The 26384-nt window shown below is 47.1% G+C and carries 25 protein-coding genes and 1 pseudogene; 22 read left to right on the forward strand and 4 right to left on the reverse strand.

Annotated elements, in window-relative coordinates; all coding sequences use genetic code 11:
• Window positions 1–24: 24 nt before the first annotated feature.
• Together CP950_RS06780 and CP950_RS06785 are read left to right on the forward strand one after the other, a co-directional pair.
• Entirely contained in the window at window positions 25–2364 is a 2340-nt protein-coding gene (locus CP950_RS06780) for an NADP-dependent malic enzyme (RefSeq protein WP_207760227.1), read from the forward strand.
• A 129-nt stretch (window positions 2365–2493) separates the two neighbouring features.
• The gene (locus CP950_RS06785) at window positions 2494–3114 is read left to right on the forward strand and encodes a barstar family protein (protein ID WP_096673611.1); all 621 of its coding nucleotides are present in this window, start codon (window positions 2494–2496) and stop codon (window positions 3112–3114) included.
• 27 nt (window positions 3115–3141) lie between these two features.
• On the opposite strand, the gene CP950_RS06790 is transcribed toward CP950_RS06785, so the two are convergent.
• Window positions 3142–3903 carry a 16S rRNA (uracil(1498)-N(3))-methyltransferase gene (locus CP950_RS06790; RefSeq protein WP_096673613.1) on the reverse strand — a complete coding sequence of 254 codons (762 nt, stop codon included), beginning with the start codon at window positions 3901–3903 and terminating at the stop codon, window positions 3142–3144.
• A 45-nt stretch (window positions 3904–3948) separates the two neighbouring features.
• On the opposite strand from CP950_RS06790, the gene tkt reads away from it, so the two are divergent.
• Together tkt and gap are read left to right on the forward strand one after the other, a co-directional pair.
• Window positions 3949–5943, forward strand: coding sequence for a transketolase (tkt, locus tag CP950_RS06795; RefSeq protein WP_419185580.1), 1995 nt, complete (start codon window positions 3949–3951; stop codon window positions 5941–5943).
• A 42-nt stretch (window positions 5944–5985) separates the two neighbouring features.
• Window positions 5986–7014: a type I glyceraldehyde-3-phosphate dehydrogenase gene (gene gap / locus CP950_RS06800; RefSeq protein WP_096673615.1), complete on the forward strand. Its 1029-nt coding sequence runs from the start codon at window positions 5986–5988 to the stop codon at window positions 7012–7014.
• Window positions 7015–7097: 83 nt separating this feature from the next.
• Here the strand turns inward: gap and fur are convergent, their stop codons facing one another.
• Window positions 7098–7547 carry a ferric iron uptake transcriptional regulator gene (gene fur, locus CP950_RS06805; protein WP_165766429.1) on the reverse strand — a complete coding sequence of 150 codons (450 nt, stop codon included), beginning with the start codon at window positions 7545–7547 and terminating at the stop codon, window positions 7098–7100.
• Between the two features lie 103 nt (window positions 7548–7650).
• Here fur and CP950_RS06810 point away from each other — a divergent pair, with 103 nt between their 5' ends.
• The 10 genes from CP950_RS06810 (at window position 7651) to hemL (ending at window position 18291) form a co-directional block, all read left to right on the forward strand.
• Window positions 7651–8205, forward strand: a complete 555-nt coding sequence (locus tag CP950_RS06810) for an outer membrane protein assembly factor BamE (RefSeq protein WP_243391941.1) — start codon at window positions 7651–7653, stop codon at window positions 8203–8205.
• A 31-nt stretch (window positions 8206–8236) separates the two neighbouring features.
• The gene (gene dapB, locus CP950_RS06815; protein ID WP_096673897.1) at window positions 8237–9037 is read left to right on the forward strand and encodes a 4-hydroxy-tetrahydrodipicolinate reductase; all 801 of its coding nucleotides are present in this window, start codon (window positions 8237–8239) and stop codon (window positions 9035–9037) included.
• A 62-nt stretch (window positions 9038–9099) separates the two neighbouring features.
• Window positions 9100–11772 carry a leucine--tRNA ligase gene (gene leuS, locus CP950_RS06820; RefSeq protein ID WP_096673621.1) on the forward strand — a complete coding sequence of 891 codons (2673 nt, stop codon included), beginning with the start codon at window positions 9100–9102 and terminating at the stop codon, window positions 11770–11772.
• 51 nt (window positions 11773–11823) lie between these two features.
• Complete coding sequence (locus CP950_RS06825; protein WP_096673623.1) at window positions 11824–12345, forward strand: LPS-assembly lipoprotein LptE; 522 nt, start codon at window positions 11824–11826, stop codon at window positions 12343–12345.
• 19 nt (window positions 12346–12364) lie between these two features.
• Entirely contained in the window at window positions 12365–13426 is a 1062-nt protein-coding gene (gene holA, locus CP950_RS06830) for a DNA polymerase III subunit delta (RefSeq protein WP_096673625.1), read from the forward strand.
• Window positions 13427–13485: 59 nt separating this feature from the next.
• Window positions 13486–14763, forward strand: coding sequence for a glutamate-5-semialdehyde dehydrogenase (locus CP950_RS06835; protein ID WP_096673627.1), 1278 nt, complete (start codon window positions 13486–13488; stop codon window positions 14761–14763).
• Window positions 14764–14783: 20 nt separating this feature from the next.
• The gene (locus tag CP950_RS06840; RefSeq protein WP_096673630.1) at window positions 14784–15209 is read left to right on the forward strand and encodes a CopD family protein; all 426 of its coding nucleotides are present in this window, start codon (window positions 14784–14786) and stop codon (window positions 15207–15209) included.
• A gap of 47 nt (window positions 15210–15256) precedes the next feature.
• Window positions 15257–16723, forward strand: a complete 1467-nt coding sequence (locus CP950_RS06845; RefSeq protein WP_096673632.1) for a THUMP domain-containing class I SAM-dependent RNA methyltransferase — start codon at window positions 15257–15259, stop codon at window positions 16721–16723.
• A gap of 36 nt (window positions 16724–16759) precedes the next feature.
• Entirely contained in the window at window positions 16760–16930 is a 171-nt protein-coding gene (locus CP950_RS06850) for a rubredoxin (protein WP_096673634.1), read from the forward strand.
• Window positions 16931–16983: 53 nt separating this feature from the next.
• The gene (gene hemL / locus CP950_RS06855; protein WP_096673636.1) at window positions 16984–18291 is read left to right on the forward strand and encodes a glutamate-1-semialdehyde 2,1-aminomutase; all 1308 of its coding nucleotides are present in this window, start codon (window positions 16984–16986) and stop codon (window positions 18289–18291) included.
• A gap of 7 nt (window positions 18292–18298) precedes the next feature.
• Here the strand turns inward: hemL and CP950_RS06860 are convergent, their stop codons facing one another.
• Both CP950_RS06860 and CP950_RS06865 read right to left on the reverse strand, forming a co-directional pair.
• Window positions 18299–19138: a symmetrical bis(5'-nucleosyl)-tetraphosphatase gene (locus CP950_RS06860; RefSeq protein WP_096673638.1), complete on the reverse strand. Its 840-nt coding sequence runs from the start codon at window positions 19136–19138 to the stop codon at window positions 18299–18301.
• 38 nt (window positions 19139–19176) lie between these two features.
• A complete protein-coding gene (locus CP950_RS06865) occupies window positions 19177–20661 on the reverse strand; it encodes a cryptochrome/photolyase family protein (RefSeq protein WP_096673640.1) in 1485 nt (494 codons plus the stop codon).
• A 64-nt stretch (window positions 20662–20725) separates the two neighbouring features.
• Here CP950_RS06865 and CP950_RS10020 point away from each other — a divergent pair, with 64 nt between their 5' ends.
• The 8 genes and pseudogenes from CP950_RS10020 (at window position 20726) to CP950_RS06900 (ending at window position 26367) form a co-directional block, all read left to right on the forward strand.
• Window positions 20726–21199 carry a hypothetical protein gene (locus CP950_RS10020; RefSeq protein WP_207760229.1) on the forward strand — a complete coding sequence of 158 codons (474 nt, stop codon included), beginning with the start codon at window positions 20726–20728 and terminating at the stop codon, window positions 21197–21199.
• Window positions 21200–21232: 33 nt separating this feature from the next.
• Window positions 21233–21535 (forward strand): annotated as a pseudogene (locus CP950_RS10025) (YdcF family protein); the annotation flags it as partial.
• A 139-nt stretch (window positions 21536–21674) separates the two neighbouring features.
• Entirely contained in the window at window positions 21675–22214 is a 540-nt protein-coding gene (locus CP950_RS06875) for a YqgE/AlgH family protein (RefSeq protein ID WP_243391947.1), read from the forward strand.
• The gene (gene ruvX, locus CP950_RS06880; protein ID WP_096673644.1) at window positions 22207–22623 is read left to right on the forward strand and encodes a Holliday junction resolvase RuvX; all 417 of its coding nucleotides are present in this window, start codon (window positions 22207–22209) and stop codon (window positions 22621–22623) included. The genes CP950_RS06875 and ruvX overlap by 8 nt, the downstream gene beginning before the upstream one ends.
• Window position 22624: 1 nt before the next feature.
• Window positions 22625–23131, forward strand: coding sequence for a bifunctional pyr operon transcriptional regulator/uracil phosphoribosyltransferase PyrR (pyrR, locus tag CP950_RS06885; RefSeq protein WP_096673646.1), 507 nt, complete (start codon window positions 22625–22627; stop codon window positions 23129–23131).
• Complete coding sequence (locus CP950_RS06890) at window positions 23128–24096, forward strand: aspartate carbamoyltransferase catalytic subunit (RefSeq protein ID WP_096673648.1); 969 nt, start codon at window positions 23128–23130, stop codon at window positions 24094–24096. The genes pyrR and CP950_RS06890 overlap by 4 nt, the downstream gene beginning before the upstream one ends.
• Before the next feature lie 28 nt (window positions 24097–24124).
• Window positions 24125–25468, forward strand: a complete 1344-nt coding sequence (locus tag CP950_RS06895) for a glycosyltransferase family protein (protein WP_096673650.1) — start codon at window positions 24125–24127, stop codon at window positions 25466–25468.
• A complete protein-coding gene (locus CP950_RS06900; RefSeq protein ID WP_096673652.1) occupies window positions 25465–26367 on the forward strand; it encodes a DUF6492 family protein in 903 nt (300 codons plus the stop codon). The genes CP950_RS06895 and CP950_RS06900 overlap by 4 nt, the downstream gene beginning before the upstream one ends.
• The last annotated feature ends 17 nt before the right edge of the window (window positions 26368–26384 follow it).

Here is a 26384-nt window from a genome sequence, read left to right on the forward strand (position 1 = left end):
TTATGTCTTTAATGCCTCTTAGTGATGAATTTAACCATGAGCAAACCAAGCGATAACAACAAAGAACAGCAAGCAGCAGATCTAAGAGCGGCTGCTCTCCACTATCACGAATTTCCTGTTCCGGGAAAGATTGAAATTGCGCCAACTAAGCAATTAATCAATCAGCGTGATTTAGCGCTTGCCTACACTCCTGGAGTCGCAGCGGCTTGCGAAGAAATCGCTAAAGATCCCGCGAATTCATTTCGCTATACGGCTAGAGGAAATCTAGTTGGCGTTATCACCAACGGTACCGCGGTATTGGGTTTAGGAAACATTGGGCCGCTCGCCAGTAAGCCAGTGATGGAAGGCAAGGCTGTTCTGTTTAAGAAATTTGCTGGTATTGATGTATTTGATATTGAGATTAATGAGAGCGATCCAGAAAAGTTAGTAGAAATCATTGCCTCTCTAGAGCCTACCTTTGGTGGCATCAACTTAGAAGATATTAAGGCGCCGGATTGTTTCTTGGTGGAACGCAAGCTACAAGCCCGTATGAAAATCCCTGTCTTCCATGATGATCAACATGGAACGGCAATTGTGGTGGCCGCAGCGATTCTGAACGGCTTGAAGGTGGTTGGCAAAACGGTATCGAATGTGAAGTTAGTGACTTCGGGAGCTGGCGCAGCTGCCTTGGCTTGCTTGGATTTGCTAGTCGACCTAGGCATACCTCGCAAAAATATTTGGGTTACCGATTTAGCAGGCGTGGCATACAAAGGTCGTACGGAATTAATGGATCCAGAAAAGGAGCCATTTTGCCAAGAGACCAATTTAAGAACCTTGGATGAAGCCATCGAAGGTGCGGACATTTTCTTGGGCCTTTCTGCAGGCGGCGTCCTCAAGCAAAGCATGGTCAAAAAGATGGCGCCTAAGCCATTGGTATTTGCTTTAGCGAACCCTACGCCAGAGATTCTTCCTGAAGAAGTAAAGGAAGTGCGTCCTGATGCCGTGATGGCGACTGGCCGAACAGATTACCCAAATCAGGTGAATAACGTCTTGTGCTTCCCCTTTATATTCCGTGGCGCCTTGGATGTTGGAGCCACGACGATTACGCGCGGCATGGAAGTGGCGGCCGTGAACGCGGTGGCCGAGCTGGCTCAAGCTGAGCAGAGTGAGGTGGTTACTTCTGTATACGGTATTGAGAATGTTTCGTTTGGCCCTGAATACCTCATCCCTAAACCATTTGATCCACGCTTAATTACGGTGATAGCACCTGCCGTTGCTAAAGCGGCGATGGAGGATGGTGTTGCGCTTCGTCCAATCAAAGACTTTGATGCGTACCGCAATCAACTCCAGCAATTTGTATATCACTCTGGTGCTTTGATGAAGCCCTTGTTTGCCATTGCGCAACAGGCGCCCGCCGAGCAGAAGCGCATTGTTTTTGCCGAGGGTGAAGATGAGCGTGTTCTACGCGCTGTTCAAATCATCATCGATGAACGTTTGGCCACTCCAATCTTGATTGGTCGCCCCGCCGTGATTGAGCATCGTATTGAGAAGTTCGGCTTGCGTATGCAAATAGCGAAGGACTTTGAGGTAGTGAATCCAGAGAACGATGAGCGCTTCCGTGACTTTTGGCAATCTTACGCAGCTCTCATGGAGCGCAAGGGTGTAACTGAGGCTTTTGCTAAGTTGGAAATGCGCCGTCGCAATACCTTGATTGGCGCGATGCTGATCAAAAAAGGAATGGCCGACGGTATGGTTTGCGGCACAGTCGGTAATCCGCTGACTCATCTGAAATACATTGACGAAGTGGTGGGTCACAAGTCTAGTGCTAATGTGTACGGCGCTATGTCCGGCTTAATCTTGCCAGGGCGCCAAGTGTTCTTAGTTGATACCCATATCAACATTGACCCTACTGCTTCAGAATTAGCAGAAATCACGCTGATGGCTGCGAGTGAAATGCGTAAATTGGGCTTTGTTCCTAAGGTCGCACTAGTATCTCACTCAAATTTTGGTTCTAGCAACGCGCCATCTGCTGTCAAGATGCGGGAAGTCTTGGCCTTAATACAGGCGGCTGATCCTGCACTCGAGGTGGATGGTGAGATGCATGGTGATAGCGCTTTGGATGCATCCATTCGGGCGGGCGCCGTAACATCGTCGCCATTGAAGGGCGACGCAAATTTACTGGTATTGCCTAATATTGATGCCGCCAATATTTCTTATAACTTGCTTAAAACCGCTGCAGGTAATGGCATCGCCATTGGGCCTCTGCTATTGGGTGTTGCCAAGCCGATTCATATCATTACCCCAGCGGCAACCGTTCGGCGCATTGTGAATGTGACGACCTTGGCGGTGGTTGAGGCGGTCAGTAATGCGCGTGGAGTAGCCTAAATCCGATTAAAATGAAGTTAGTTAGCGTTCACTACTATATATTAATCCTATAGATATCAATAGCTTGGGTAAAACAGGCTATTTTTGGGCTTGATTTGATGTCACGTTAGGGGTAATCTAGCTCCCATCATGAATAATCGCTCTGAAAATACCAGTACAGGAAGCTTTGACGAACATAGTCGCGCTGAAAGTTGGGATAGCAATGATCGACTCGAAACCGAATCATCTGCAGCCAATGTTTATGCCCAAGGCGGTTTGTCACATTTACAAAACTACGCAGCGAATCAAGTTTCCGGCAAGAAGGTAACATCCTCTTGGCGCGCAGCTTTAGCAGTGCGTGATGCTGGACCCCCTGCGATGTTGCGCAGTGTGCGCCCTAATATTGTGCAATCGATTCGGGCATTTCGTACTCCAGATCTGCAGGAAGCTGCCACCGAACTTGGTCAGCACTTCATTTATGCGCAATGCGCAAATGCTGTCACCAAAGGTGAGGTTCTCGAGTCTATTGCGATTGCTTACAGCTTTACTAAGCAGCAAGCAAAAAACTACGATCCTCTTTTAGATGCTTTGACAACCATGATGGACAAAGCTGGCTCACAGCCTGGATTTGTAGTGGTTCTTGAAGGCTTGCCTTGTACTCAAAAGTTTGACAAAGAAGCTCGCGAAACGCTTTTAGATGTGTTCCGCGACGCCGTAGATTTTTGGGCTGAACGTAGAACACCTTACCGCGTGTTCTACTCATTTGCTTAACTCGCTACATGCTTAAAAAAATCGCCTCTACTTGAGGCGATTTTGCATTTCTGGGTTCCAAATACTGTGTACCGCAGTAATAGCTACAACTCCTGCCGTCTCTGTGCGCAATACTCGCTCACCCAAGGAAACCAATTGATATCCGGCAGCTTCCGCTTGGGCCTCTTCCTCTGGAGTGTGACCACCTTCAGGTCCAATCATCAACTCGATGGCTTGAGGACTATTTTCAAGAAGTACTGAATAGAGGCTTTTGCCAGTATCAGGAGTCAAAAGCAATTTAAGCTTCACATCATTTGGTTCGCTAAGGTATTGAGCGAAAGTTAGCACGGGTAGCACTTGAGCCAAAACAGTGCGATCACATTGCTCGCAGGCCGCCTGAACAATGCCCTGCCAATGCAATACTCGCTTTTGGGCGCGCTCCATATCGCTTGAACGAGTGAGTTTTAAGACAGAGCGCTCGCATTGCAGGGGAATAATCCTCTGCGCACCTGTTTCAATGGCTTTTTCTACCACCCAATCCATTTTGTCGCCACCAGCAAGCCCTTGCGCCAAGGTAATGGCATAGGAGGTCTCACGATGGGTGTCTGTGCGAATCTCGCTGAGTTGGACCTGCCCAGCTTTTCCTGAAAAAGAGTGGAGATTGGCTGATGCAACTTGGCCATTTCCATCGAAAACGGGGAAGATTTCACCCACTTGGACCCGGCGAACGCGCAAATGATGGGCGAGCTCGGGTGGAATGGAAGTTGGCTTTTGGGAATCCCACGGCCCGGGAAGATAAAATTGAGGCATTACCGAAATATAGCGAATTTATTTTCCCCGAGAGCAAAAATTAATATGTCGAATCTTCAAAGTAGGATGGCTAACGCCATTCGTGCCCTATCCATGGACGCTGTTCAACAAGCGAACTCTGGACATCCCGGTATGCCAATGGGTATGGCCGACATTGCTGTGGGTCTTTGGAATGAGCATTTGCAACACAATCCGACCGATCCCCATTGGGTCAATCGCGATCGCTTCGTTTTATCGAACGGCCATGGTTCCATGTTGTTGTATTCACTCTTACATCTGACTGGCTACGATTTGCCGATGGAAGAATTAAAAAATTTCCGTCAATTACATAGCAAGACTGCAGGTCACCCTGAATACGGAATTACTCCCGGGGTAGAAACTACTACTGGCCCGCTGGGTCAGGGCATTGCGAATGCTGTTGGCATGGCCTTGGCTGAAAAATTATTGGCCGAAGAATTTAATCGCCCCGGCTTCGATCTGGTGAATCACTTCACCTATGTTTTTATGGGCGATGGCTGTTTGATGGAAGGTATTAGCCATGAAGTTTGTTCTTTAGCTGGTACTTTAAAGCTTAATAAGCTGATTGCTTTATGGGATGACAACGGGATTTCAATTGACGGCAAGATTGTGTCTTGGTTTAACGAAGATACGCCAAAACGTTTTGAGGCATACGGATGGAACGTCATTCGCGCTGTGGACGGACACGATGCTAATGCGGTATCCAAGGCAATTGCCAGCGCAAAACAAAGCGATAAACCCACCTTGATTTGTTGCAAGACGGCTATTGGTCAAGGCTCGCCGAATATGGCTGGTAGCGATAAGGTACATGGCTCACCACTTGGAGCTGCTGAGATTGCCGCGACACGTGTTGCATTGAATTGGCCATATGCCCCGTTTGAAATTCCGAGCGATGTCTATGAGGCTTGGGATTTTAAGAAGCGTGGACAGGCTGCTGAAAATGCATGGGATGCGAAATATCAGGCATACCAAAAGCAATACCCTCAGTTAGCTTCAGAATTAGTACGCCGCATGCGCGGTGAGTTATCGCAAGACTTTACGTCTACTCTAAATACTCTCTTGAAGACATGCCAATCTAAAGCGGAAACGATTGCTACACGTAAGGCAAGTCAAAATGCGATTGAAGCTTTAGCTCCCGCCTTGCCAGAATTTATGGGCGGTTCTGCAGATCTAACGGGTTCAAACTTAACGAATTGGTCAACCTGCAAAGCGGTCCGCTCTAATCAATGGGGCAATCATATTAACTATGGTGTCCGCGAGTTTGGTATGAGCGCCATCATGAATGGCATTGCACTCCACGGCGGCTATATTCCCTTTGGTGGAACATTCTTAACTTTTTCTGATTACAGTCGCAATGCCTTGCGTATGGCAGCTTTAATGAAATTACGCAGCATTTATGTCTTTACTCATGACTCTATTGGTTTAGGTGAGGACGGACCAACACATCAATCCGTCGAACAGATAGCTAGCTTACGACTCATTCCTAATATGACAGTTTGGCGTCCGTGCGATACCACTGAGAGTGCGGTAGCTTGGGGCGCCGCCGTGCAGCGCCAGAATGGCCCGAGCGCATTAATTTTTAGTCGCCAAAACTGTCCTTTTGTTTCTCGTAGCGAAAAACAGATACAAGATATTGCGCGAGGCGGATACGTTTTGCGAGAATCCAAAAAGTCGAAAATGGATGCCGTCATTATGGCCACAGGCTCTGAAATTGCCTTGGCTTTGCAATCGGCCGAACAGTTAGAAAAAGAGGGCTTAAGTATTCGGGTGGTGTCGATTCCTTCAACTACTGTATTTGACCAACAAGACGCGAAATATAAAGCAAGCATCTTGCCTGCCAAGGTCCCACGCATTGCAGTGGAAGCTGGAGTAACTGATTTTTGGTGGAAGTATGGTTGCGCAGCGGTGCATGGAGTTGATACCTTTGGTGAGTCTGCGCCCGCTCCCGTGCTTTATGACTACTTTGGCTTAACACCAGAGCAGATTTCGAAAACCGTTCGGCAATGTATTGCCAATTCATAATCAACGCCAGATGAAACACTCAACATTAGCAAGGAAAATGCCATGACAATTCGCGTAGCAATCAATGGTTACGGCCGTATTGGCCGCATGGTTTTGCGGGCCTTATATGAGGATCAGGTCAATGGCAAGCCACGGCGGGATATCCAGATTGTGGCGATTAATGCCATGGGCGATATCGATATCAACGCACACCTGACTCAATACGATTCCGCGCACGGAAGATTTCCTGCAGAAGTAAGGGTAGATGGCGACTGCATGGTGGTCAACGGTGACCGCATTAAAATGTTTTCCACTCGCAATCCTTTGGAAATTCCTTGGGGCGAACTGGGCGTTGATTTGGTATTGGAATGTACTGGGAAATTTACCTCAAAAGAAAAGGCTCTAGTTCACATCGCCCAGGGCGCTAAAAAAGTATTGATTTCTGCCCCTGGCGACAAAGATGTCGATGCAACCATCGTTTACGGCGTCAATCAGCAGGTTCTTAAGCCTAGTGATGTGGTTGTGTCCAATGCTAGTTGCACAACCAACTGTCTAGCACCACTAGTTAAGCCCTTACTCGAGCATATCGGGATTGAGTCTGGGTTAATGACAACAATCCATGCTTTTACGAACGATCAAGTCTTAACCGATGTGTATCACCAAGATATGCGTCGCGCTCGCTCCGCTGTCATGAGTATGATTCCCACAAAAACTGGGGCGGCCAAAGCCATAGGCTTGGTTTTGCCGGAATTACTGGGGCGTTTTGATGGATTTGCGATGCGCGTTCCTTTAATTAACGTCTCAGTGGTTGATTTAACCTTTGTACCCAGTCGCGCTACCAGCGTTAACGAAATCAATACCCTTTTGAAGGCAGCCAGTGAAGGTGAGCTCAAGGGCATCTTGGGCTTTAACACCTTGCCCTTAGTCTCTATTGACTTCAATCATGACCCACGTCCAAGTATTTATGACGCCTCTCAAACCCGAGTATCCGCAGATGGTAAGTTGGTAAAGGTGCTCTCTTGGTACGACAACGAGTGGGGTTATTCAGTGCAAATGCTGAATGCGGCTGAGGCTTTGATGGCAGTAAATTAAGTAAAAGCGCTCAAAATTCGCCAACTTACTGGAAAAGACCTCAATTGAGGTCTTTTTTCATTAAAAGAGTTTGCATCGCGGTGTTAAGCTTTTTTATTGCGACAGTTCTTCTTTTGGCACTGGCCGTACATTGCTAAGGTGTGTTCTTGTAGCTTAAAACCGAGACTTTTAGCAATTTCTCGCTGTCTTTTCTCAATAGCTTCATCCACAAACTCTTCAACATGACCGCAATCTAAGCAAACCAAGTGGTCATGGTGTTGACCTTCATTTAGTTCGTAAATTGCCCTGCTATCCCCTTTGCTGGACTCAAAATGACTGCGCAGCAACAGCCCGGCCTGCTCAAATTGGGTAAGCACCCGATAAACAGTGGCCAAGCCAATTTCTTGATCATCCTTGGCAAGGGCTACAAAGACATCTTCAGCGCTAAAGTGAGTCCCGCCATTTTGATGAAAAAAATCAAGAATTTTCATTCGAGGGCCAGTTGCCTTCAGGCCAATATCGCGTAAATCGGCAGGAGTAGGGTTTTGGTTCATATTCATGGGTTTGCAAGCTAAAATCAAGGTCTTAATGATACGGCCAGCCATGCAAAATTGTCCCTCAGTTTTTTCCTACTTTTTGAACCCGATTTCAAAAACAATGCACTTTGCCAGATTGGGCTTAACGCTCGCCATGTTTGGTGGGCTAATTGCCATTTCGGGTTGCACCACTTCCGTTGACGAAACGCAACGAGCTTGGATGAATCAAATTTTTAGGCCGTACGTTCCCGACGTTGTGCAAGGAAATTTTATTTCTAGCGAGCAGTACTCCAAATTGCAATTGGGCATGAGTCGCGAGCAGGTTCGGCAAATTCTTGGAACGCCATTGTTGGCCGATTACTTTCACGTCAATCGCTGGGACTATATTTTTGAGTTCAAGCGTGCCGGCCAAACTTTAGGAAAAGAGCGTCGTGTCACTATTTTCTTCGAGGGCGACAAGGTCACGAAATTTGACGGCGATGCCCTGCCAACCGAAGTGGAATTAGTGGCTGAAATTGATAACTACGCTAAACAAAAACGTTCTTTCTGGCAAATTATTACTGGAACTGGCAAAGGTCCTGTAACCCCAAAGTTACAACAACCAGAGTTACTGGTGCCTAGCCCGACCGATAATGCTCCACCAGTCACAAGTAGTCAGACCGTAACCACGAAATAATTCCCTTTATTACCAAGTGATGAATTCAATGATGAAGATTGCAATTGCAGGCGCCACTGGGCGCATGGGAAAAATGCTGATTGAGGCTGTTCTCAAAGAACCAAATGCAAAACTGGTAGGGGCCCTCGAATATAGCGGTTCTCCACAGCTAGGGGAAGATGCTGGAGCGTTCTTGGGAAAAAAAACTGGCGTCATTATTACCTCAGATATTGCGCAGGCGCTTCAAGATGCTGAGTATTTAATCGACTTCACAAGGCCAGAGGGCACGATGGCGCATTTAGCTGTTGCTGAAAAAACGGCTACAAAAATGATTATTGGAACAACGGGATTAGATTCTCAACAGATTGCTCAACTGCAAAAGGCTGCGGAAAATTTAGCAGTGGTTTTCGCCCCCAATATGAGCGTCGGCGTCAATGTCACATTGAAGCTCTTGGAGGTTGCAGCAAAGATGTTGAGCCAAGGTTACGACATTGAAATTATTGAGGCTCATCACCGTCATAAAGTAGACGCGCCTTCAGGCACTGCCTTGAAGATGGGTGAGGTGATTGCAACAGCTCTAGGCGAGAATTTAGATGACCTCGCTGTATACGCAAGAGAAGGCCACACCGGTGAACGTCAGCAAGGCTCCATTGGTTTCGCTACTATCCGTGGCGGAGATATCGTGGGTGACCACACCGTCTTATTTGCGGGTGAGGGCGAGCGAATTGAAATTAGTCATAAATCGTCTAGCCGTCAGTCCTATGCGCAAGGCGCCTTACGTGCAGCCCAGTTTTTACAAAATCAGCAAGCGGGTTTATTCGACATGCAAGATGTTCTCGGCTTGCGACATTAAAAAAATATCAAGACCTAACAGGGTCATTTTCAAACAGAATAAGAAGAAAAGAGTTGCAGGCAATGAGTAAGGATTACGACCACCGCGCGATTGAAGCGGCCGCACAAGCCGAGTGGGATAAAAAACAGGTTTACTTGGTTGACGAAAATGTTACCAATGCTTCAGGCAAGCTGAAGCCAAAATACTATGCCTGCTCAATGCTCCCTTACCCATCAGGTAAGTTGCACATGGGCCACGTACGAAATTACACAATCAACGACGTCATGGCTAGGCAACTGCGGATGCAGGGTTTCAATGTCCTAATGCCAATGGGTTGGGACGCGTTTGGTATGCCTGCGGAAAACGCGGCGATTCAGAATAAAGTACCTCCTGCAAAGTGGACTTACGACAATATTGCTTATATGAAAAAGCAAATGTCTGCGATGGGCTTGGCAATTGACTGGTCTCGAGAGATTGCTACTTGCAGTCCTGATTACTATCGCTGGAATCAATGGCTCTTTTTAAAGATGTTGGAAAAAGGGATTGCTTACCGTAAAACCCAAATTGTGAACTGGGATCCAATTGATCAAACTGTGCTTGCTAACGAGCAGGTGATCGATGGTCGCGGCTGGCGCTCCGGCGCGCTTGTAGAAAAGCGCGAAATTCCAGGCTATTACTTCAATATCACCGCCTATGCAGAGCAATTATTGACGGGCTTAGATTCTTTAGGTTGGCCGGAGCGGGTCAAGACCATGCAGGAAAACTGGATTGGTAAGAGCCGCGGTGTACGGTTTGCCTTTAAGCATGATATTGCGGATGCCGCAGGTAAATTTATCCAAGATGGTTTGCTATATGTATTTACTACCCGTGCTGACACCATTATGGGCGTGACTTTTTGCGCGGTGGCAGCTGAACATCCCATCGCTACCCATGCTGCTTTAAGTAATCCAGCCTTAGCGGCTTTTATTGAGAAATGCAAAACAGGCAGCGTGATAGAAGCCGATTTAGCTACTCAAGAAAAAGAGGGCATGTTTACAGGCTTATATGTCACGCATCCTTTAAGTAAGGAGCCTGTGCCAGTTTGGGTTGGTAACTATGTACTGATGTCTTATGGCGATGGCGCAGTCATGGGTGTACCAGCGCATGACGAACGCGACTTTGCTTTTGCACTGAAATACGATTTACCGATCAAGCAGGTTGTTGCCTTGCGCACTCCCTCTGAAATGTTTAATCCAACTCGCTGGCAAGATTGGTACGCCCAAAAAGAAGACGTCCAGTGCCTCAACAGCGGAAAATTTGACGGTATGCCGTTCGATGAAGCAGTGAGCGCAGTCGCCAAGGATTTACAGGCGATGGGTATCGGTGAGATTAAAACGACCTATCGTTTGCGTGACTGGGGCATTTCGCGGCAGCGATATTGGGGTACCCCTATTCCGATTATTCATTGTGGCGATGAAAATCATCCTGGTTGTGGCGCAGTTCCGGTTCCGGAAGTCGATTTGCCGGTTGTACTCCCTGAGGATTGTGTGCCTGATGGAAGCGGTAATCCATTGAATAAACGTGCAGACTTTTTGAACGTTCCCTGTCCAAAGTGCGGCAAACCAGCGCGACGTGAAACAGACACGATGGATACCTTTGTGGATTCATCTTGGTATTTCATGCGCTATACCGGACCGAATGCCGCCACGATGGTGGATGCACGTAATGAGTACTGGATGCCAATGGATCAATACATTGGCGGCATTGAGCATGCGATTTTGCATTTACTCTACGCTCGCTTTTGGACTAAAGTGATGCGCGACCTCAATCTCATTACCTTCGACGAGCCTTTCCAGAACTTGTTAACTCAAGGAATGGTTCTCAACGAAACGTATTACACAGAAGAAGCCTCGGGTAAGAAAACCTGGCTCAATCCACTGGACGTTGAATTAGATTTAGATGAAAAAGGTCGACCCTTAGGCGCAAAACTGAAAGGCGACAGTACTAATGCGCCAGTCATTATTGGCGGCGTTGAAAAGATGTCCAAGAGTAAAAATAATGGCGTCGATCCGCAGGCGTTGATCGACGAATACGGCGCAGATACCGCACGATTATTTGTGATGTTTGCTGCACATCCGGAGCAACAGCTAGAGTGGTCAGGCGCAGGTGTTGATGGTGCCTCCCGTTTTTTGCGACGGGTTTGGATGTATTCGAGTAGCCAAGCAGAGGCGCTGCGGGCAGCAAGTGAACTCTTGCCACCAGAATTAAATGCAGCTGAGAAGGCGCTGCGTCTGGAAGTGCATTCCATCCTCAAGCAAGCAAATTTTGACTATCAGCGTCGTCAGTACAACACCGTTGTATCTGCGGCAATGAAAATGCTCAATGTACTGGAGCCCGTGAAACTGGAAGAGGGTAGTACTATTAGCCCGCCAGTGTTACGAGAGTGCCTCGGTATTTTATTAAGAGTACTCTATCCAGTAGTACCGCATCTCACGCATACGCTTTGGAACACCATTGCATTTGACCTTTCCATGGGCTCCATTTTAGATGCACCTTGGCCATTGGTAGACGAAGCCGCATTAATCCAAACAGAGCTAACGATCATGTTGCAAATTAATGGTAAGTTGCGCGGTGAGATTCTTGTTCCTGCAGAGGCATCCAAAGATCAAATAGAAGCGTTAGCCCTGCAAAGTGAACCAGCACTTAAAGCATTAAATGGAAACGCACCTAAAAAAGTCATTGTGGTTCCTGGGCGTCTAGTTAATATTGTGGCTTAATTGTTCAAATACGAATCTTATAAAAGTCAAAAAATGCACACAGGCTTGAGAATGAATCCACTCAAAAGAAGATGGTTGCTGATCTGTGTGCTTACTTGTGCAAGCAGCCTTTTGGCCTGTGGCTATCAATTACGCGGAATGGTTCAGCTGCCTTATAAGGCAATTGCGATTACTGGCGTTCCAACACCCCCCATGCGGGCTGATTTGCAAACGGTTATTTTGACGGGAACCAATTTAAAGATAGCCATTAGTCCAAAAGATGCTGATCTCATTTTAGAAATTACGAGCGATGTATCTGGTCGTGAGATTTTGGCTTACAACTCCAACGGCCAGATTTCTGCATATCGACTGAATATTCGCGTTGGGTTTAGGGCGTTTGATCTTTCAGGGGCGGAGGTGGTGCCAGAGTCTGAAATTTACTTAACCCGTGATTTAGACTTTTCTAACTCAACCGTTTTGGCAACGGACGTTCAGCAAGCGCAATTCTTATCGCAGATGCGTAAGGACCTCTCTGTGCAAATCTTACGTCGCGTTAGCGCTTCGGCAGGCTCTTTAAAAGCAACCCGTTTTTAAAGAATGATGAAATATTGGCATGGTTAAAAGTGACGCCCTTGCAGTTCATATTAAGTCACTGAGTTCAGCGGCCTCGCTAAAGCCCCTGTATGTTTTTAGTGGGGATGAACCACTTTTAATGATGGAGGCCATGGATCAGCTCCGGGGCTCTGCCAGAAAATTAGGGTATACCGATCGTGAAGTGCTGTTGCAAGAACGGGGCTTCGATTGGAGCGCACTTCTCAGCGCCGGTCAGACCATGTCTTTATTTGGAGATAAGCGCTGGGTAGAGTTGCGCATACCGACAGGAAAGCCGGGTAAGGATGGGGCTGAGGCGCTAAAACAATTTTCTAAACAAATGGAATCTCAAGCCTTAGGTTCAGATGGTCCCGATACTGTTGTTTGTATTATTTTGCCAAAGCTAGATGGAAAAACTAAAACTTCAGCTTGGTTCAGCGCGCTTGAAGAGGCAGGCATGGCAATCCAACTGGACTCTCCAGATCGTGCGCAGTTGCCGCAGTGGATAGCTGGGCGCATGAAAAGGCAGGGGCAAGAAGTTGAGCCAGGGGTTGCTGGGCAGCGCGCCTTGCAATTTATAGCCGACCAGGTGGAGGGTAATCTGATTGCGGCCCATCAAGAAATTATCAAATTAGGCTTATTACATCCCGCTGGCGCACTTACTGAAGAGCAGATTCGAGCGGCGATTTTGAAGGTCGCACGCTATAACGTGTTTGAGCTCACTGAGGCCATGTTGGCAGGGGATTTATCGCGCTTGAATAGTATGCTCGATGGCTTAAAGGGCGAAGGTGAGCCCTTAGTGCTCATACTTTGGAGCGTTACCGAAGAGCTTAGGCTACTATCGAAGTTAAAGGCGGCGAATGATGCTGGCGAGTCTGTCCAGCAGCTGATGCGTGCTCATCGCATATGGGGCAATAAAGAACGCTTGTATCCCGCTGCGTTGAAACGCATCCAGCCTCTTAGACTGCGCCGCGCTATTCAAGTCGCAGCTGGCTTGGATCGACAGGCTAAAGGCCTATCCGCGGCGGAGTTGCCAACAGATCCTTGGGATGGCTTGCGTTTGGTGGGAAATTTATTGCGTTAAGCGCAAAATACAGATAGACATAGTTAAATACAGTCATAGGCGAACAGTAAGTCAGAAAAATGAGCACTTCTATTAAACAAATGATGCAGGAGATTGGTCAGCGCGCAAGGGCTGCGTCACGTGCTATGGCACGTGCTTCAAGCGAGCAAAAAAATCACGCACTGCTGCATATCGCGCAACTGATTCGTCAGCAAGTAAGTGATATTGAGCAAGTAAATCGCGGGGACGTGGAGCGTGCTAAGGCGAGCGGTCATGATGCCGCATTTATTGATCGACTCACCATGACCCCAAAGACAATTGAGTCAATGGCCTTAGGGTTGGAGCAGATTGTGTCGTTAGATGATCCCATTGGAAAAATCTCCGCATTACAAAAGCAAACCTCTGGTATTGAAATTGGTCAAATGCGCGTTCCTCTAGGCGTCATCGGCATCATTTATGAGTCACGCCCTAATGTCACCATTGATGCAGCGGCACTTTGCTTAAAGTCAGGTAACGCAGTAATTTTGCGCGGTGGTTCAGAGGCGATTGACTCTAATACTTTATTAGCAAAACTCATTCAAGCGGGTTTAACGGCTGCGGGTTTGCCAATGGATGCTGTGCAGGTGGTAAGCACCACTGATCGCGAAGCCGTTGGTGAAATGATCACCATGACGGAATATATCGATGTCATCGTGCCACGCGGTGGTAAAAGTCTGATTGCCCGTTTAATGGCCGAAGCCCGCGTGCCGATGATTAAGCATTTAGATGGCATATGCCATACTTATATCGACGTTGATGCCGATGTAGCAATGGCAATCAGAGTGTGTGATAACGCCAAGACTCAGCGCTATGCTCCTTGCAATGCGATGGAAACTTTATTGGTTAATGCCGATATTGCTCCAAAGGTTCTTCCTGAGTTATGCAAAATTTACCAAGCTAAAGGAGTCGAGCTACGTGTTGATAGTGCCACTCGGCATACGTTAGAGTCAGCAGGTTTAAAAGATCTGGTGACTGCAAGCGAAGCGGATTGGCAGACTGAATATCTGGCCCCAATTTTGTCCATTAAAACGGTAGCGGATATGGATGAAGCAATGAATCACATAGAGCAATATGGCAGCAAACACACCGATGCCATTATTACCAATAATCAGGATCGAGCTAAGCGTTTCTTGCGCGAAGTTGATAGCGCTAGCGTAATGGTCAATGCCAGCACGCGTTTTGCCGATGGTTTTGAATATGGTCTCGGCGCTGAAATTGGTATTTCCAATGACAAATTACACGCGCGCGGTCCAGTTGGTTTAGAGGGTCTAACTTCTCTCAAATACATCGTCATGGGTCATGGCGAGATTCGTACTTAATTAAAAGGGATTAATACAAAATGGATAACGCCTATCTCTGGACTAAGACATTCCACTTAGTTTTGATCACTTCTTGGTTTGCTGGACTTTTTTATCTCCCAAGAATTTTCGTCAATTTAGCCGAAGAAAAAAATGTTGATGCTTATGCCCGCTTGTTGGGAATGGCCGATCGTCTATTTCGGTTTATGACAATTTTGGCGGTGCCGGCAATATTGCTCGGCGTTATTTTGCTGGCGTACTTCAAAATTGGCTCGGGTCAAGGGTGGATGCATGCCAAACTGCTCTTTGTCCTGTTGGTGATTGGCTATCATCACGCATGCTGGAGTTTGTTGAAAAAATTTCGTAAGGGTATGAACACGCGCAGCGGAGTTTGGTTTCGCTGGTTTAATGAAGTGCCAGTAGTACTTCTCATTGTGATCACTGCCCTAGTTATCATCAAACCCTAATTTTTTTCTTTAAATCATTACCCATTATTTTTTAGATTGTTAGCCTCATGAGATTTTTTGTTGTTTGCCCCGGCGGACTTGAAGTGCCACTTGCCAAAGAGCTTGCGGCAATTGCTCAGCGAGCAGACTCTCAGGCATTAGGCGCTTGGGTCATTGATCCAACCCCGACTAGCCCCACCGGCGGTGTCGGGCTAGCGGCACCTCTCTCTGCTGCAATGGCACTAAATTTGCATTCCCGCATTGCTAGTCGTGTGTTACTGCAGATGGCGGAGTCCCCTTATCGTCAAGAGGAGGATTTGTATAAGCTCGCTAGCGGCTTGGCTTGGGAGGAGTGGTTTTCTTCTGAGCAAACTTTGCGGGTAGATGTCACAGCGCATCGCTCCCCACTCAAAAGTTTGAATTTCGCAACTCTCAAGATTAAAGATGCCATCGTTGATCGTTTACGTGATGTTACCGGTGATCGCCCAAGTATTGATACTGCCTTCCCGGATGTTCGAGTGCAGGCCCATTTAACCGCTACCCACGTAACGATCTATTTGGATACCTCAGGCGAGGCTTTGTTTAAGCGTGGCTGGCGTGATGAAAAGGGGGATGCGCCCTTAAAAGAAAATCTAGCTGCTGGCATCTTGTCAATTACTGGTTGGCAAGCAGGGCAAACCTTGTTTGATCCGATGTGCGGTAGTGGAACCTTTTTGATTGAAGCTGCCCAAATAGCCTTGGCCATTCCACCGGGAGCGATTCGTGCAGGTCTTTATGGCGACGATGCTAAACCGAGTAAATTGGCTTATCGTCCCTTAGTCACATCAGCTCATGGTTTTGGTTTTCAGCGCTTAAAGCCGTTTCAGACTGGTGCTGAAGAGAAGCGTTGGACAGCGCTTAAGGAAGCGGTTTTACGCGACATGCTTGAGCAGCGTAAACACTATCCCGATGCAGCCTCTTTAAGAATTAGTGGTGGCGACATTAATGAGAAATTGGTTGCAATGTTTAAAGGCAATTGGCAGCGCGCACAGTTGCCCGACCAGCCTCTCACACGCCAAGTCGATGCATTAGCTTGCAAACCACCCGCCAATAGCCAAGCTGGAGTGATGCTATTAAATCCTCCTTATGGCGAACGCTTGGTAATTAAAGGCGGTCGCGGTCGAGAGCGTGATTCTGAAAACATAGGTGATGACTACATTGGTCCTGAGTCAGATGACGTAGAAGATCGTTTTGCGCACAACCTAGAAACAGGCCGCCAAAGTGCAAAGCGTTCTAGCAGAGAGTCTTTAAAGAAGCTTCAAGCACAGGAAGAGCAGGATCCTAAATTTATTGAGTTTCTACAGCAATTTGGCCAGCACCTCAAAGAAGCTTTCGGCGGATGGAATGTGTTCGTTTTAACTGCCGACATGGCCTTACCAGGGCAACTGCGGATTAAAGAATCTAAGCGCACCCCATTGTTTAATGGCCCCTTAGAGTGCAGGCTGTTTAAATTTGAGATGCATCAAAAACGAGACCCTGCTGTAGCAACTGATTAGACAGCAGAGTAATCATTAAGCGGAAAGAATAGAGCAATGGAATTTAAAACATATATGTGCCTCATTTGCGGCTGGGTCTACGATGAAGCTGCTGGCTATCCTGAAGATGGCATAGCTCCCGGCACTCTTTGGAGTGATGTGCCCATGAATTGGACTTGCCCCGAGTGCGGCGCCCGCAAGGAAGATTTTGAAATGATGGCGATCTAAGGCGCTTCTATTGGCAATGTCTAAGCAGCAAATAGCAGTAAAGGAAAAGTATCTTGGGAAAAAATGAAGACTTATTTATACGGGCGCAAAAAACGATACCCGGTGGAGTGAATTCTCCAGTACGAGCGTTTCGTCAGGTTGGTGGTATACCCCGTTTTGTATCTAGAGCCAAAGGGCCTTACTTTTGGGATGCAGAAGACAAGCGTTATATTGATTTAATTATGTCTTGGGGTCCGATGATCGTCGGTCATGCCAATCCAGAGGTAGTGGAGGCAGTGCAAAGAGCTGCTGCAACCAGCTTTAGTTATGGCGCCCCCACAGAAGGTGAAATTGAATTAGCTGAACGCATCTGTCACTTAATGCCCAGCGTAGAACAGGTTCGCATGGTGTCCAGTGGTACAGAGGCAACCATGAGCGCCTTACGCTTAGCCCGTGGTTACACGGGGCGTGATTTGATTATTAAATTTGAGGGTTGTTATCACGGTCACGCGGATAGCCTTTTGGTAAAAGCGGGTTCAGGCTTACTGACTTTTGCGGACTCCACCCAAAATGCCCCTTCCTCTGGAGGTGTGCCTCAAGACCTAGTGAAACACACCTTAGTCCTGCCCTATAACGATATCGCAGCATTGGAAGAAGTATTTTTAAAGCAAGGCGAGCAGGTTGCCGCGGTCATCATTGAGCCGATTACAGGCAATATGAACTTAATTAAACCCCTCCCTGAATTTTTATCCACACTTCGCCAACTCACCAGTCAGCATGGCAGCGTGCTGATTTACGATGAAGTCATGACGGGGTTTCGGGTAGCCTTGGGTGGCGCTCAATCTTTACAGGGAATTACACCTGATTTAACTTGCCTGGGTAAGGTTATGGGTGGTGGCATGCCTATAGCAGCATTTGGCGGCAAAAAAGAAATTATGTCTAAGTTAGCCCCCTTAGGTAATGTCTACCAAGCAGGAACCCTCTCGGGTAATCCGGTGGCGGTCGCTTCTGGCTTAAAAACTTTAGAAATTGTGTCGCGCCCAGGATTTTATGAGCAACTCACCAGCCAAACAGAGCAATTGATGAAGGGCTTGAAGTTAGCAGCTGACACCTCTGGCGTGCCAGTTTCGGTCGACAGTGTGGGGGGTATGTTTGGGCTGTATTTTGCAGATCAGGTTCCCCGTTCTTTTGAAGAGGTCACTCAATCAAATATTGAGCATTTCAAACAATTCTTTCATGCGATGTTGAATGAAGGTATTTATTTAGCCCCATCAGCGTATGAAGCTGGCTTTACTTCCATTACACACGACTCTGAAGTAATAGAGGCAATCTTAGCTGCTGCACAAACTGCTTTTAAGCAGCTTGCGCGGGATCTTAAATAAGCAGAAACTACATCCGCATAGGGTGGTCATAACCACGGACCTGAATAATCTCTAAATCTTTTCGGCGCTTACCTGATTCTGGAATTTCCATGGCGGTGAGTTTGCCACCCCAAACGCAGCCGGTATCGAGTCCAATCACATTATGCTGCTGTAAAAGTCCCAAAGTAGACCAGTGCCCAAAGTAAATGAGAGCGTCCTTAGTCTTTCTTTTGGGAACTTTAAACCAAGGCAAATAGCCCTTAGGCCCAGCCTCTAGACCTTCCTTGCTCTCAAATTCCATTAACCCCGTTGGAGTGCAAAAACGCATGCGGGTTAAGGCGTTTGTGATTACCCGCAAGCGCTCATATCCCTTAAGAGAGTTACTCCATTTATTAGAGGTGTTGCCATACATATTGGCCAGAAAGTCTTTGTACGTTTTTTTACGCAGGGCCTTCTCGACCTCTTGCGCGCATTCAATCGTTTGACTGATATCCCACTGCGGCAAAACGCCAGCATGCACTGTGAGAACGTTGCCATTGTTTAACGCCAATGGTCTATGCCTGAGCCAATCAATCAGTTCTGCTCTATCGGGAGCCTTTAAGATTTTATCGACCGTGTCCAAGCCCCGGGTTTTGCGCAGACCCGCATCGATTGATAACAGGTGTAGGTCGTGGTTACCTAAAATACATTCAGCCCGCCCGCTTTCTTGTAGTTTTTTAAGGATGCGTAAAGACCCTAAAGAATCTGGTCCACGGTTCACTAAGTCCCCTAAAAAAATAATTTTAGATTTAGGGGGAAGTTTTTTTACCAGATTTTTAAGGGAGGGTGCACAACCTTGGATATCGCCAACGGCGTAAATCTTGCTCAAGTGCTTATCTTAAATCCTAAATACATTTAGCAATCAATTTACTCACTAATTAGTGCCGGTTTCTTCACAACGCTATAGCGCACCAAGGTATTTTTGCGGGCCTCATCATGGTTCACGATCGGTAATGGATAGTCCCGCCCCAAGACGATCCCTGCCGCCTCCAATTCGATGTGACCTACTTCCCAAGGCGCATGAATGGATTTTTTCGAGAGTTTTTCTAGTTGCGGCAAGTAACGGCGGATAAATTTCCCGTCAGGATCAAATTTTTCAGATTGAGTTACCGGGTTGAAGATTCTAAAATAGGGTTGCGCATCACATCCGGAGGAGGAGGCCCACTGCCACCCCCCATTGTTGGACGAGAACTCAAAATCATTGAGATGCTTTGCAAAGTACGTCTCGCCCCAGCGCCAATCAATTCCTAAGTCCTTCGTCAGAAAGCTGGCCACCACCATTCTTAAGCGGTTATGCATATAGCCACTTTGGTTAAGTTGATGCATGGCTGCATCTACTAAAGGATAGCCAGTTTTACCCTCACACCACGCTTTGAAGAGTTTCTTTGCATGGGGCCCAGCCTCCCATTGGATATTGTCATAGTCTGGTTTAAAGGCGACGCCGTCAGCCAGGCGCGGGTGGTTAGCCATAATCATGAAATAGAAATCACGCCAGATGAGTTCACTCAGCCAGGTAGTCGCTCCCATGCTGCCAGCAAGCATGCGGCGGTGTGCTTCACGTACTAGCCCCCGTATTGAAAGCATGCCAAAGCGCAAATGAGCCGATAGATAGCTAACCCCTTTAATTGCGGGAAAGTTTCTGCCGATTTGATATTGATCAATCCGAGTCAGAAAATCTTCCAGAAATTGCTGCCCAGCTTCTGAACCCGCTGGCAAGTAAGCCTCAATGCCGGTAGGACAAAAGCCCATCGACTCTAGCGAAGGAAAGGGCATCTCTAACTTTTTTGGAATGGCAGCAAATTGACCGGGCTTCGCTTCGCAGTCATTCGCAGCGATATCGCTTGTTTGGAGACGCTTAAGCCAATTATTTTTATAAGGCGTGAAGACTGAAAACACCGTTTGTGAGTTGGTTAAGACCTCTTTTTTCTCAAAAATGACCTGATCTTTGAAGTCCTCAAAGCCTATTCCTAACTTGGCTAAAGCTGCTTGTACCTTGGCATCCCTTGCGATGGCACTGGGTTCGTAATCACGGTTCGTAAAGACAGTTTCAACTCCAAGCTCCTGCGCAATAAGGGGTATGTGTTCAATTGGTTTGCCAAAGCGCACAATCAAACCACCTCCTTGACTGCGCAATTCAGCATCAATAAGTTCGAGACCTTGCCAAATGAAGTCAACTCGACGATCGGGTGTAAGCCCATCCTGAGTAGATTCACTTTCAAGCAAGGGGGTAAGGATGTCCGTATCAAAGATAAAGGCCAGCCAGACTTGAGCGCTATTTTTTAGCGCGTGATGAAGTGCTGCTTGATCATAGAGACGAAGATCGCGACGGAGCCAAACGAGTGCTTTTTGCATAGCCCCTATATTAGGGCTATTTTCAGGCTAGTGCAGTGCTTGCGGGTTAAGATTAAGCGCAAATATGGATACGATCTTTTTCATAGTCTCAAAGTTAGTGCAATTTTGCATTGAGCCCCTCAGCTGGGTGATCGTTTTTGTTGTGTTAAGCCTGTTATTTTTGCAGTTGAGAAAGCCCCAGCTATGTAGACGCTTTTTAATGCTGGCGTTGCTCGATTTATTGCTCATCGGCTGGTTGCCAACCTCTGAAGTTCTTTTGAGGGCCTTGGAAGATAAGGTGGCTCAGACTGACCTCGCCCAGATCAAGATTCAAGACGTAGGGGGCATCATGATTTTAGGCGGTGCGGTGGAAGGGGGTCAGATCGCCCGGGATCGTGGTGAGGTCTCGATTTACTCCGCTGCTGAACGTGTTACCAAGGCTTTTGAGCTCATACGCAAATATCCTCATTTACCTTTCATTTATAGCGGATTCTCCGGGCGACTGTCTCCCACGGGCAAGTCAGAATCGGAAGGATTCCAACAATTGATAAATGAGTAGGGCCTAGCTGACAGACCCGCTTACTATGAGAATCAATCACGTAACACCTATGAGAACGTGCTCTATGCCAAGCCCATGATTGTGCAAATTGGCGATAAAAGGCTAGACGGAACGCCTAAGCCTTGGCTTTTAATCACCTCCGCAAGCCATATCTATCGCTCAATAGGGATTTTTCAGAAGCAAGGCATTGAAGTGATTCCCGTGCCAGTAGATTATCAAACGGGGCATCAACTCCGGTGGCGCTCGTTTGATCTGGAGGAGGGTGTTCAGAATTGGAATCGCCTGAATCATGAAGTAGTTGGTTTAATCGCCTACTGGATTACCGGAAAGATCTAGTAATTCGGTAAAATGGGCTCATATGAGCGCGTCTAAAAAAGCCCTAGAGGGTCAAGCCGTTTTTCCTCCTCAAACCGAAGCGAGTGGGTCCGCGTTCTCTTATTCCGCAGACCATTTGGCTAATCAGTTTTTAATTGCGATGCCGGGAATGCAAGATCCTACTTTTGCCGGCACCGTTATTTACTTGTTTGAGCATAACGAACGGGGGGCAATGGGTTTAGTGGTCAACAGACCCACTGAAGTTAATTTGGCGACTCTATTTGAGAAGATCGAGCTCAAACTCGAAATCGCCCCCTTGTTAACTAGTCCAGTCTACTATGGCGGTCCAGTGCAGGCTGAGCGGGGTTTTGTGATGCATGAATCCGCATTAAATAGCAGCTACAGCTCTTCCTTAGTGGTGCCAGGAGGGCTCACTATGACTACTTCAAAGGATGTACTAGAGGCTGTCGCGCTGGGTACGGGCCCCGAGAAATTTCTAATTACCCTTGGCTATGCGGGCTGGGGCGCTGGGCAACTTGAGGAGGAAATTACCTCTAATGGTTGGATGAATGTCCCGGTCTCGCAAGAGCAAATGGCCAATATTATTTTTGATACCCCCTCTACGAAACGATACGAGCTGACCATGAGTCACTTAGGCTTTGACTTATCTCATCTCTCAGGTGAAGCAGGGCATGCATAAACCAGACGAGGTGTTTACGGTCATGGCTTTTGACTTTGGCACTCGCAGAATTGGCGTTGCAGTTGGAAATACAATTACTCGCGCAGGTCAGGCGCTGAAAGTAGTTGCTGAGGCTGTCGAAGAGAGGCGTTTTAAGGTGATAGAGGGGCTCCTCAAGGAATGGGAGCCTGCGCAACTGGTGGTGGGTTTACCTTGCCATCCTGATGGCGCAGAGCATGAAATGACCGCTAAGGCCAAGCGTTTTGGTAATCAGCTACATGGCCGCTTTCATTTGCCAGTAGCTTGGGTGGATGAGCGTTATACCTCGGCTGTTTTGGAGGGCGATGCGAATATGCGGGACAATTTAGACGCTCAGAGTGCTGCATTAATTTTGGAGCAATATTTTCTTGAAAAGAATGGGATGAATTGAGATGAGTGCCGAACAGTCCTATCTAAAATTATTAGCGGTATTGCTCAAGCGCAAACAGTCTGGCGAGTTATTGGAATTAGCTGGTTTAGCTATGGGCGGTGCTTGGATTGCGGAACGCTTAGCGAAAGATCTTGCACTCGCACACTTCGGCATTATTAATGTGGCGTTTCATCGGGACGATTACGCTGAGAAGGGCATGACTGCTTTGCGAACTGCAAGCACCACGCCAACCGACTTGCCTTTCGAAGTGACAGGGGCAAATGTCATCCTGATCGATGACGTGTTGTTCACTGGTAGAACCGTACGCGCAGCACTCAATGAGCTATTTGATTTTGGCAGGCCCGCACGCGTGGAGTTAATGGTCCTAGCGGATCGCGGCCACCGTGAACTACCTATCAGTGCAGATTTTGTGGGTGAGCAAGTGGATGTACCCGATGAACAAATTTTAGTATTAGAAAAAGACGAGGCTGGCATGTTCTCATTTCAACTTGAGGAGCGTGCGTCATGAGCGCAATAGATCAACAATTTAACCAATTTAATGCAGCCGGAGAGCTTACTCATCTATTGACGCTAGAGGGCTTATCTAAAGAGCACCTTGTTCATATTTTGGATACTGCTAAGCAATTCGTAAGTGTCACTGACCCCGCTCGAGAGGTGAAGAAAGTGCCCCTATTGCGTGGCAAAAGTGTCTTCAATCTTTTCTTTGAGAACTCCACGCGTACTCGTACAACCTTTGAGATTGCCGCTAAGCGTTTATCTGCCGATGTCATCAACTTAGATATTTCTACCTCATCCACCGCTAAAGGTGAGAGTCTGTTGGACACCATCGATAATTTGGTTGCCATGCAAGCAGACATCTTTGTAGTGCGCCATAGCGTTTCTAAAGCGCCGATTGAGATTGCAGAGCATGTTCCTGCGCACGTTCACGTGGTGAACGCTGGTGACGGTAGTAATCAGCACCCCACGCAAGGCTTGCTCGATATGTATACGATGCGCCACTTTAAGCAAGATTTTCGGGGCTTGAGGGTAGCGATTGTGGGTGACATTGTCCACAGTCGAGTCGCTAAATCCAATATTCACGCTTTAACGACTTTGGGATGCGAGGATATTCGTGCTATCGGCCCTGAGAGCCTCTTACCAAATGACCTCAATATGCTGGGCGTAAAAGTCTTTCACAATATGGAAGAGGGTTTAAAAGATGTCGACGTGGTGATGACCTTGCGTATTCAAAAAGAACGTATGGCAGCAGGACATGTTCCCGAGGGTGCGGCCTTTTTTAAACAGTACGGCCTCACGCCTGAGCGACTGGCGATAGCGAAGTCCGGTGCAATTGTGATGCATCCTGGCCCCATGAACCGTGGCGTAGAGATTGACTCAGCAGTTGCGGATGGTCCTCAATCTGTGATTCTCAACCAAGTTACTTTTGGCATCGCAGTGCGGATGGCTGTGATGTCGATTGTTGCCGGTAATTAAATCAATAGTGACGAGATAGGTCCAGTCAATGTCATTAGGTAAACGCTGGTTAATCTTGTCACACGGTTTCAATATGGATGGTAGGGCGGCCAGTCAAACTATTACCGATAAAATTCCCTATTTGCTAGAAGCTGGAATTAAGCCCACAGTATTTAGTGCGATTACTGGTATCAAAGATCGGCGATTTCCACATCAGCAATTTTTAGCTTGGGGCCCTGCGGCTTTTCGTTTCGACTTTCGGCATTGGATTGCGAACCAATATGGGCGCGGTATTTTTTATAAAGTGACGACAGGTTTAGTTTCTTTATTTCTTGCGCCTTTCATCGCTCTAGAAAAGTTGTGCCTAGGGTATTCAAGCCAATGGTCTTGGGCGATGCCCGCCTTCGTTAATGGACTTAAGCTGATTAAAAATCAAGAGATTGACGTCATCTATTCAACAGGTGGCGCATGGTCTGCCCACCTTGCCGGTCTGTGGCTTAAGAAGAAGACAGGTCTGCCGTGGATTGCTGAAATTCATGACCCCTTGGTGATTCGTCATCATCCTCAAGATCAGGGCTTTGATAAACCCTCTAATCGAGATGCACAATTTAGAAAGTATTTAGAGCGACAGATCTGTAAATATGCTGATGACGTCTGGTGGTTTACTGATGGAGCATTGCATTACGCTCGGACTCGCAACCCTGTCTTGAATACTTTGGGGGGTGCGCGTGGATTTATGGTGCTACCCGGTGCAGAACCCCCGGGAGGCTTGTATGCTGCTAAACCGCACACTTACTCTGACAAACTTAATCTCTGCCATTTCGGTTCCTTGGCGAATAATCGCTCTCTTTCCACAATTCTGAATGCATTAACGCCTCTACTCAAGAAATATCCAGAAGCAAGACAGTTCATGCGTGTGCATGCTTATGGAGCGCCATTAGACTCCTTAACGATAGCCGCCCAAAGCAGTTTTGGGTTTGAGGAAGTTTTAATAGCGCACGGGCGCCTTGAAAAAGATCCCTTGACAGGAAAGTCAGGTCGAGAGCAGGTGCTCGAAAGAATGCAGGCTGCAGATGTCTTGATTTTGTTACATGGGGACGAAGAGTGGTGCGCTGAATATATCCCATCCAAGTTTTACGAATACCTCTGGACGGGGCGACCCATTTGGGCAATTACGCACCGTAATGACCAGCTCGACAAAATGCTTCAGGAGCGAGGGGCGTATCTTAGTGCTGAAGGCGATACGAATAGTGTTGCCAAGGCCTTAGAGGCGATTTGGCTTGATTGGCAAAGTAAACAATTAATTGAGCCCAAGTGGTTACCCATCGGCGTAGACCAGGCTGTGAAGCAAATCTTGAATGATATTGATTTTAATCAACAGGAGCGCCAGTGAAGGATCTAGTTCTCTATTGCAAGTCGTATCGCCGCGATTTTTTACGTCTCAAACGTTTGCTCAATTCCATCAAAAAATATAATGTGGATCAGATTCCTTTTTATATTTCTTGCCCACAAGAGCAGTATGCTGAACTTATTAAAATAATGGGTTCGGAAGAGAGCTTTCACTGGGTGTCGGATGAGGCGATTATTGCCTCTAATCCACGAGTGGCAGCTGGCATTGAAAAAACAAGATCGGGTGGTTTGAGTCAACAGGCTATCAAGTCTGAATTCTGGCGTTTAGGTATCTCTGAGAATTACGTTTGTCTTGACTCGGATTGTATTTTTATTAAAGACTTTGGTGTCAGCGACTTCTTAGCCTCAGATGGCAATCCCTATACCGTCATTTATCAAAATAAAGAGTTTTTCCAACTCGCCATTAATCGTGGTGAGAATCAGGTAACAACCAACTTAAAAAAAGAGGGTGATCTCGTCAAAGCCTTATTTGACAGGAAGGGCCCGAATTACTATTGCCCATGCCCCCCATTTATTTGGTCTGCAAAAGTGTGGCGTTCATTGGATGAATCATATTTGCAACCAAGAAATATGTCTTTTTGGGATATATCAACCGGAGCACATCCTGAATCGTTGCTGTACTTAGAAGCCTTGTTAAATTTCAGGGCGATTCCTCTGTACCCCATTGAACAACTCTTCAGAATTTATTATTACTCTTGGCAATACTATCTACTCAAAAGAGTGGGTGAAAATCAGGAGAAGATAGCGGAGAATTATCTAGGAGTGATTTACCAGTCTAATTGGGATTCTGGCATGGATTATGGAGTCTCTCAGAAACCTTTCTTATCTAGAATACTTAAAAAAATAAAAAGTTTTTTACGTTACTTGCAAAGTTTTACTTAGAGTTTCATCTCAAGGAA

Source organism: Polynucleobacter meluiroseus, from assembly GCF_900205755.1.
GTDB lineage: Bacteria > Pseudomonadota > Gammaproteobacteria > Burkholderiales > Burkholderiaceae > Polynucleobacter > Polynucleobacter meluiroseus.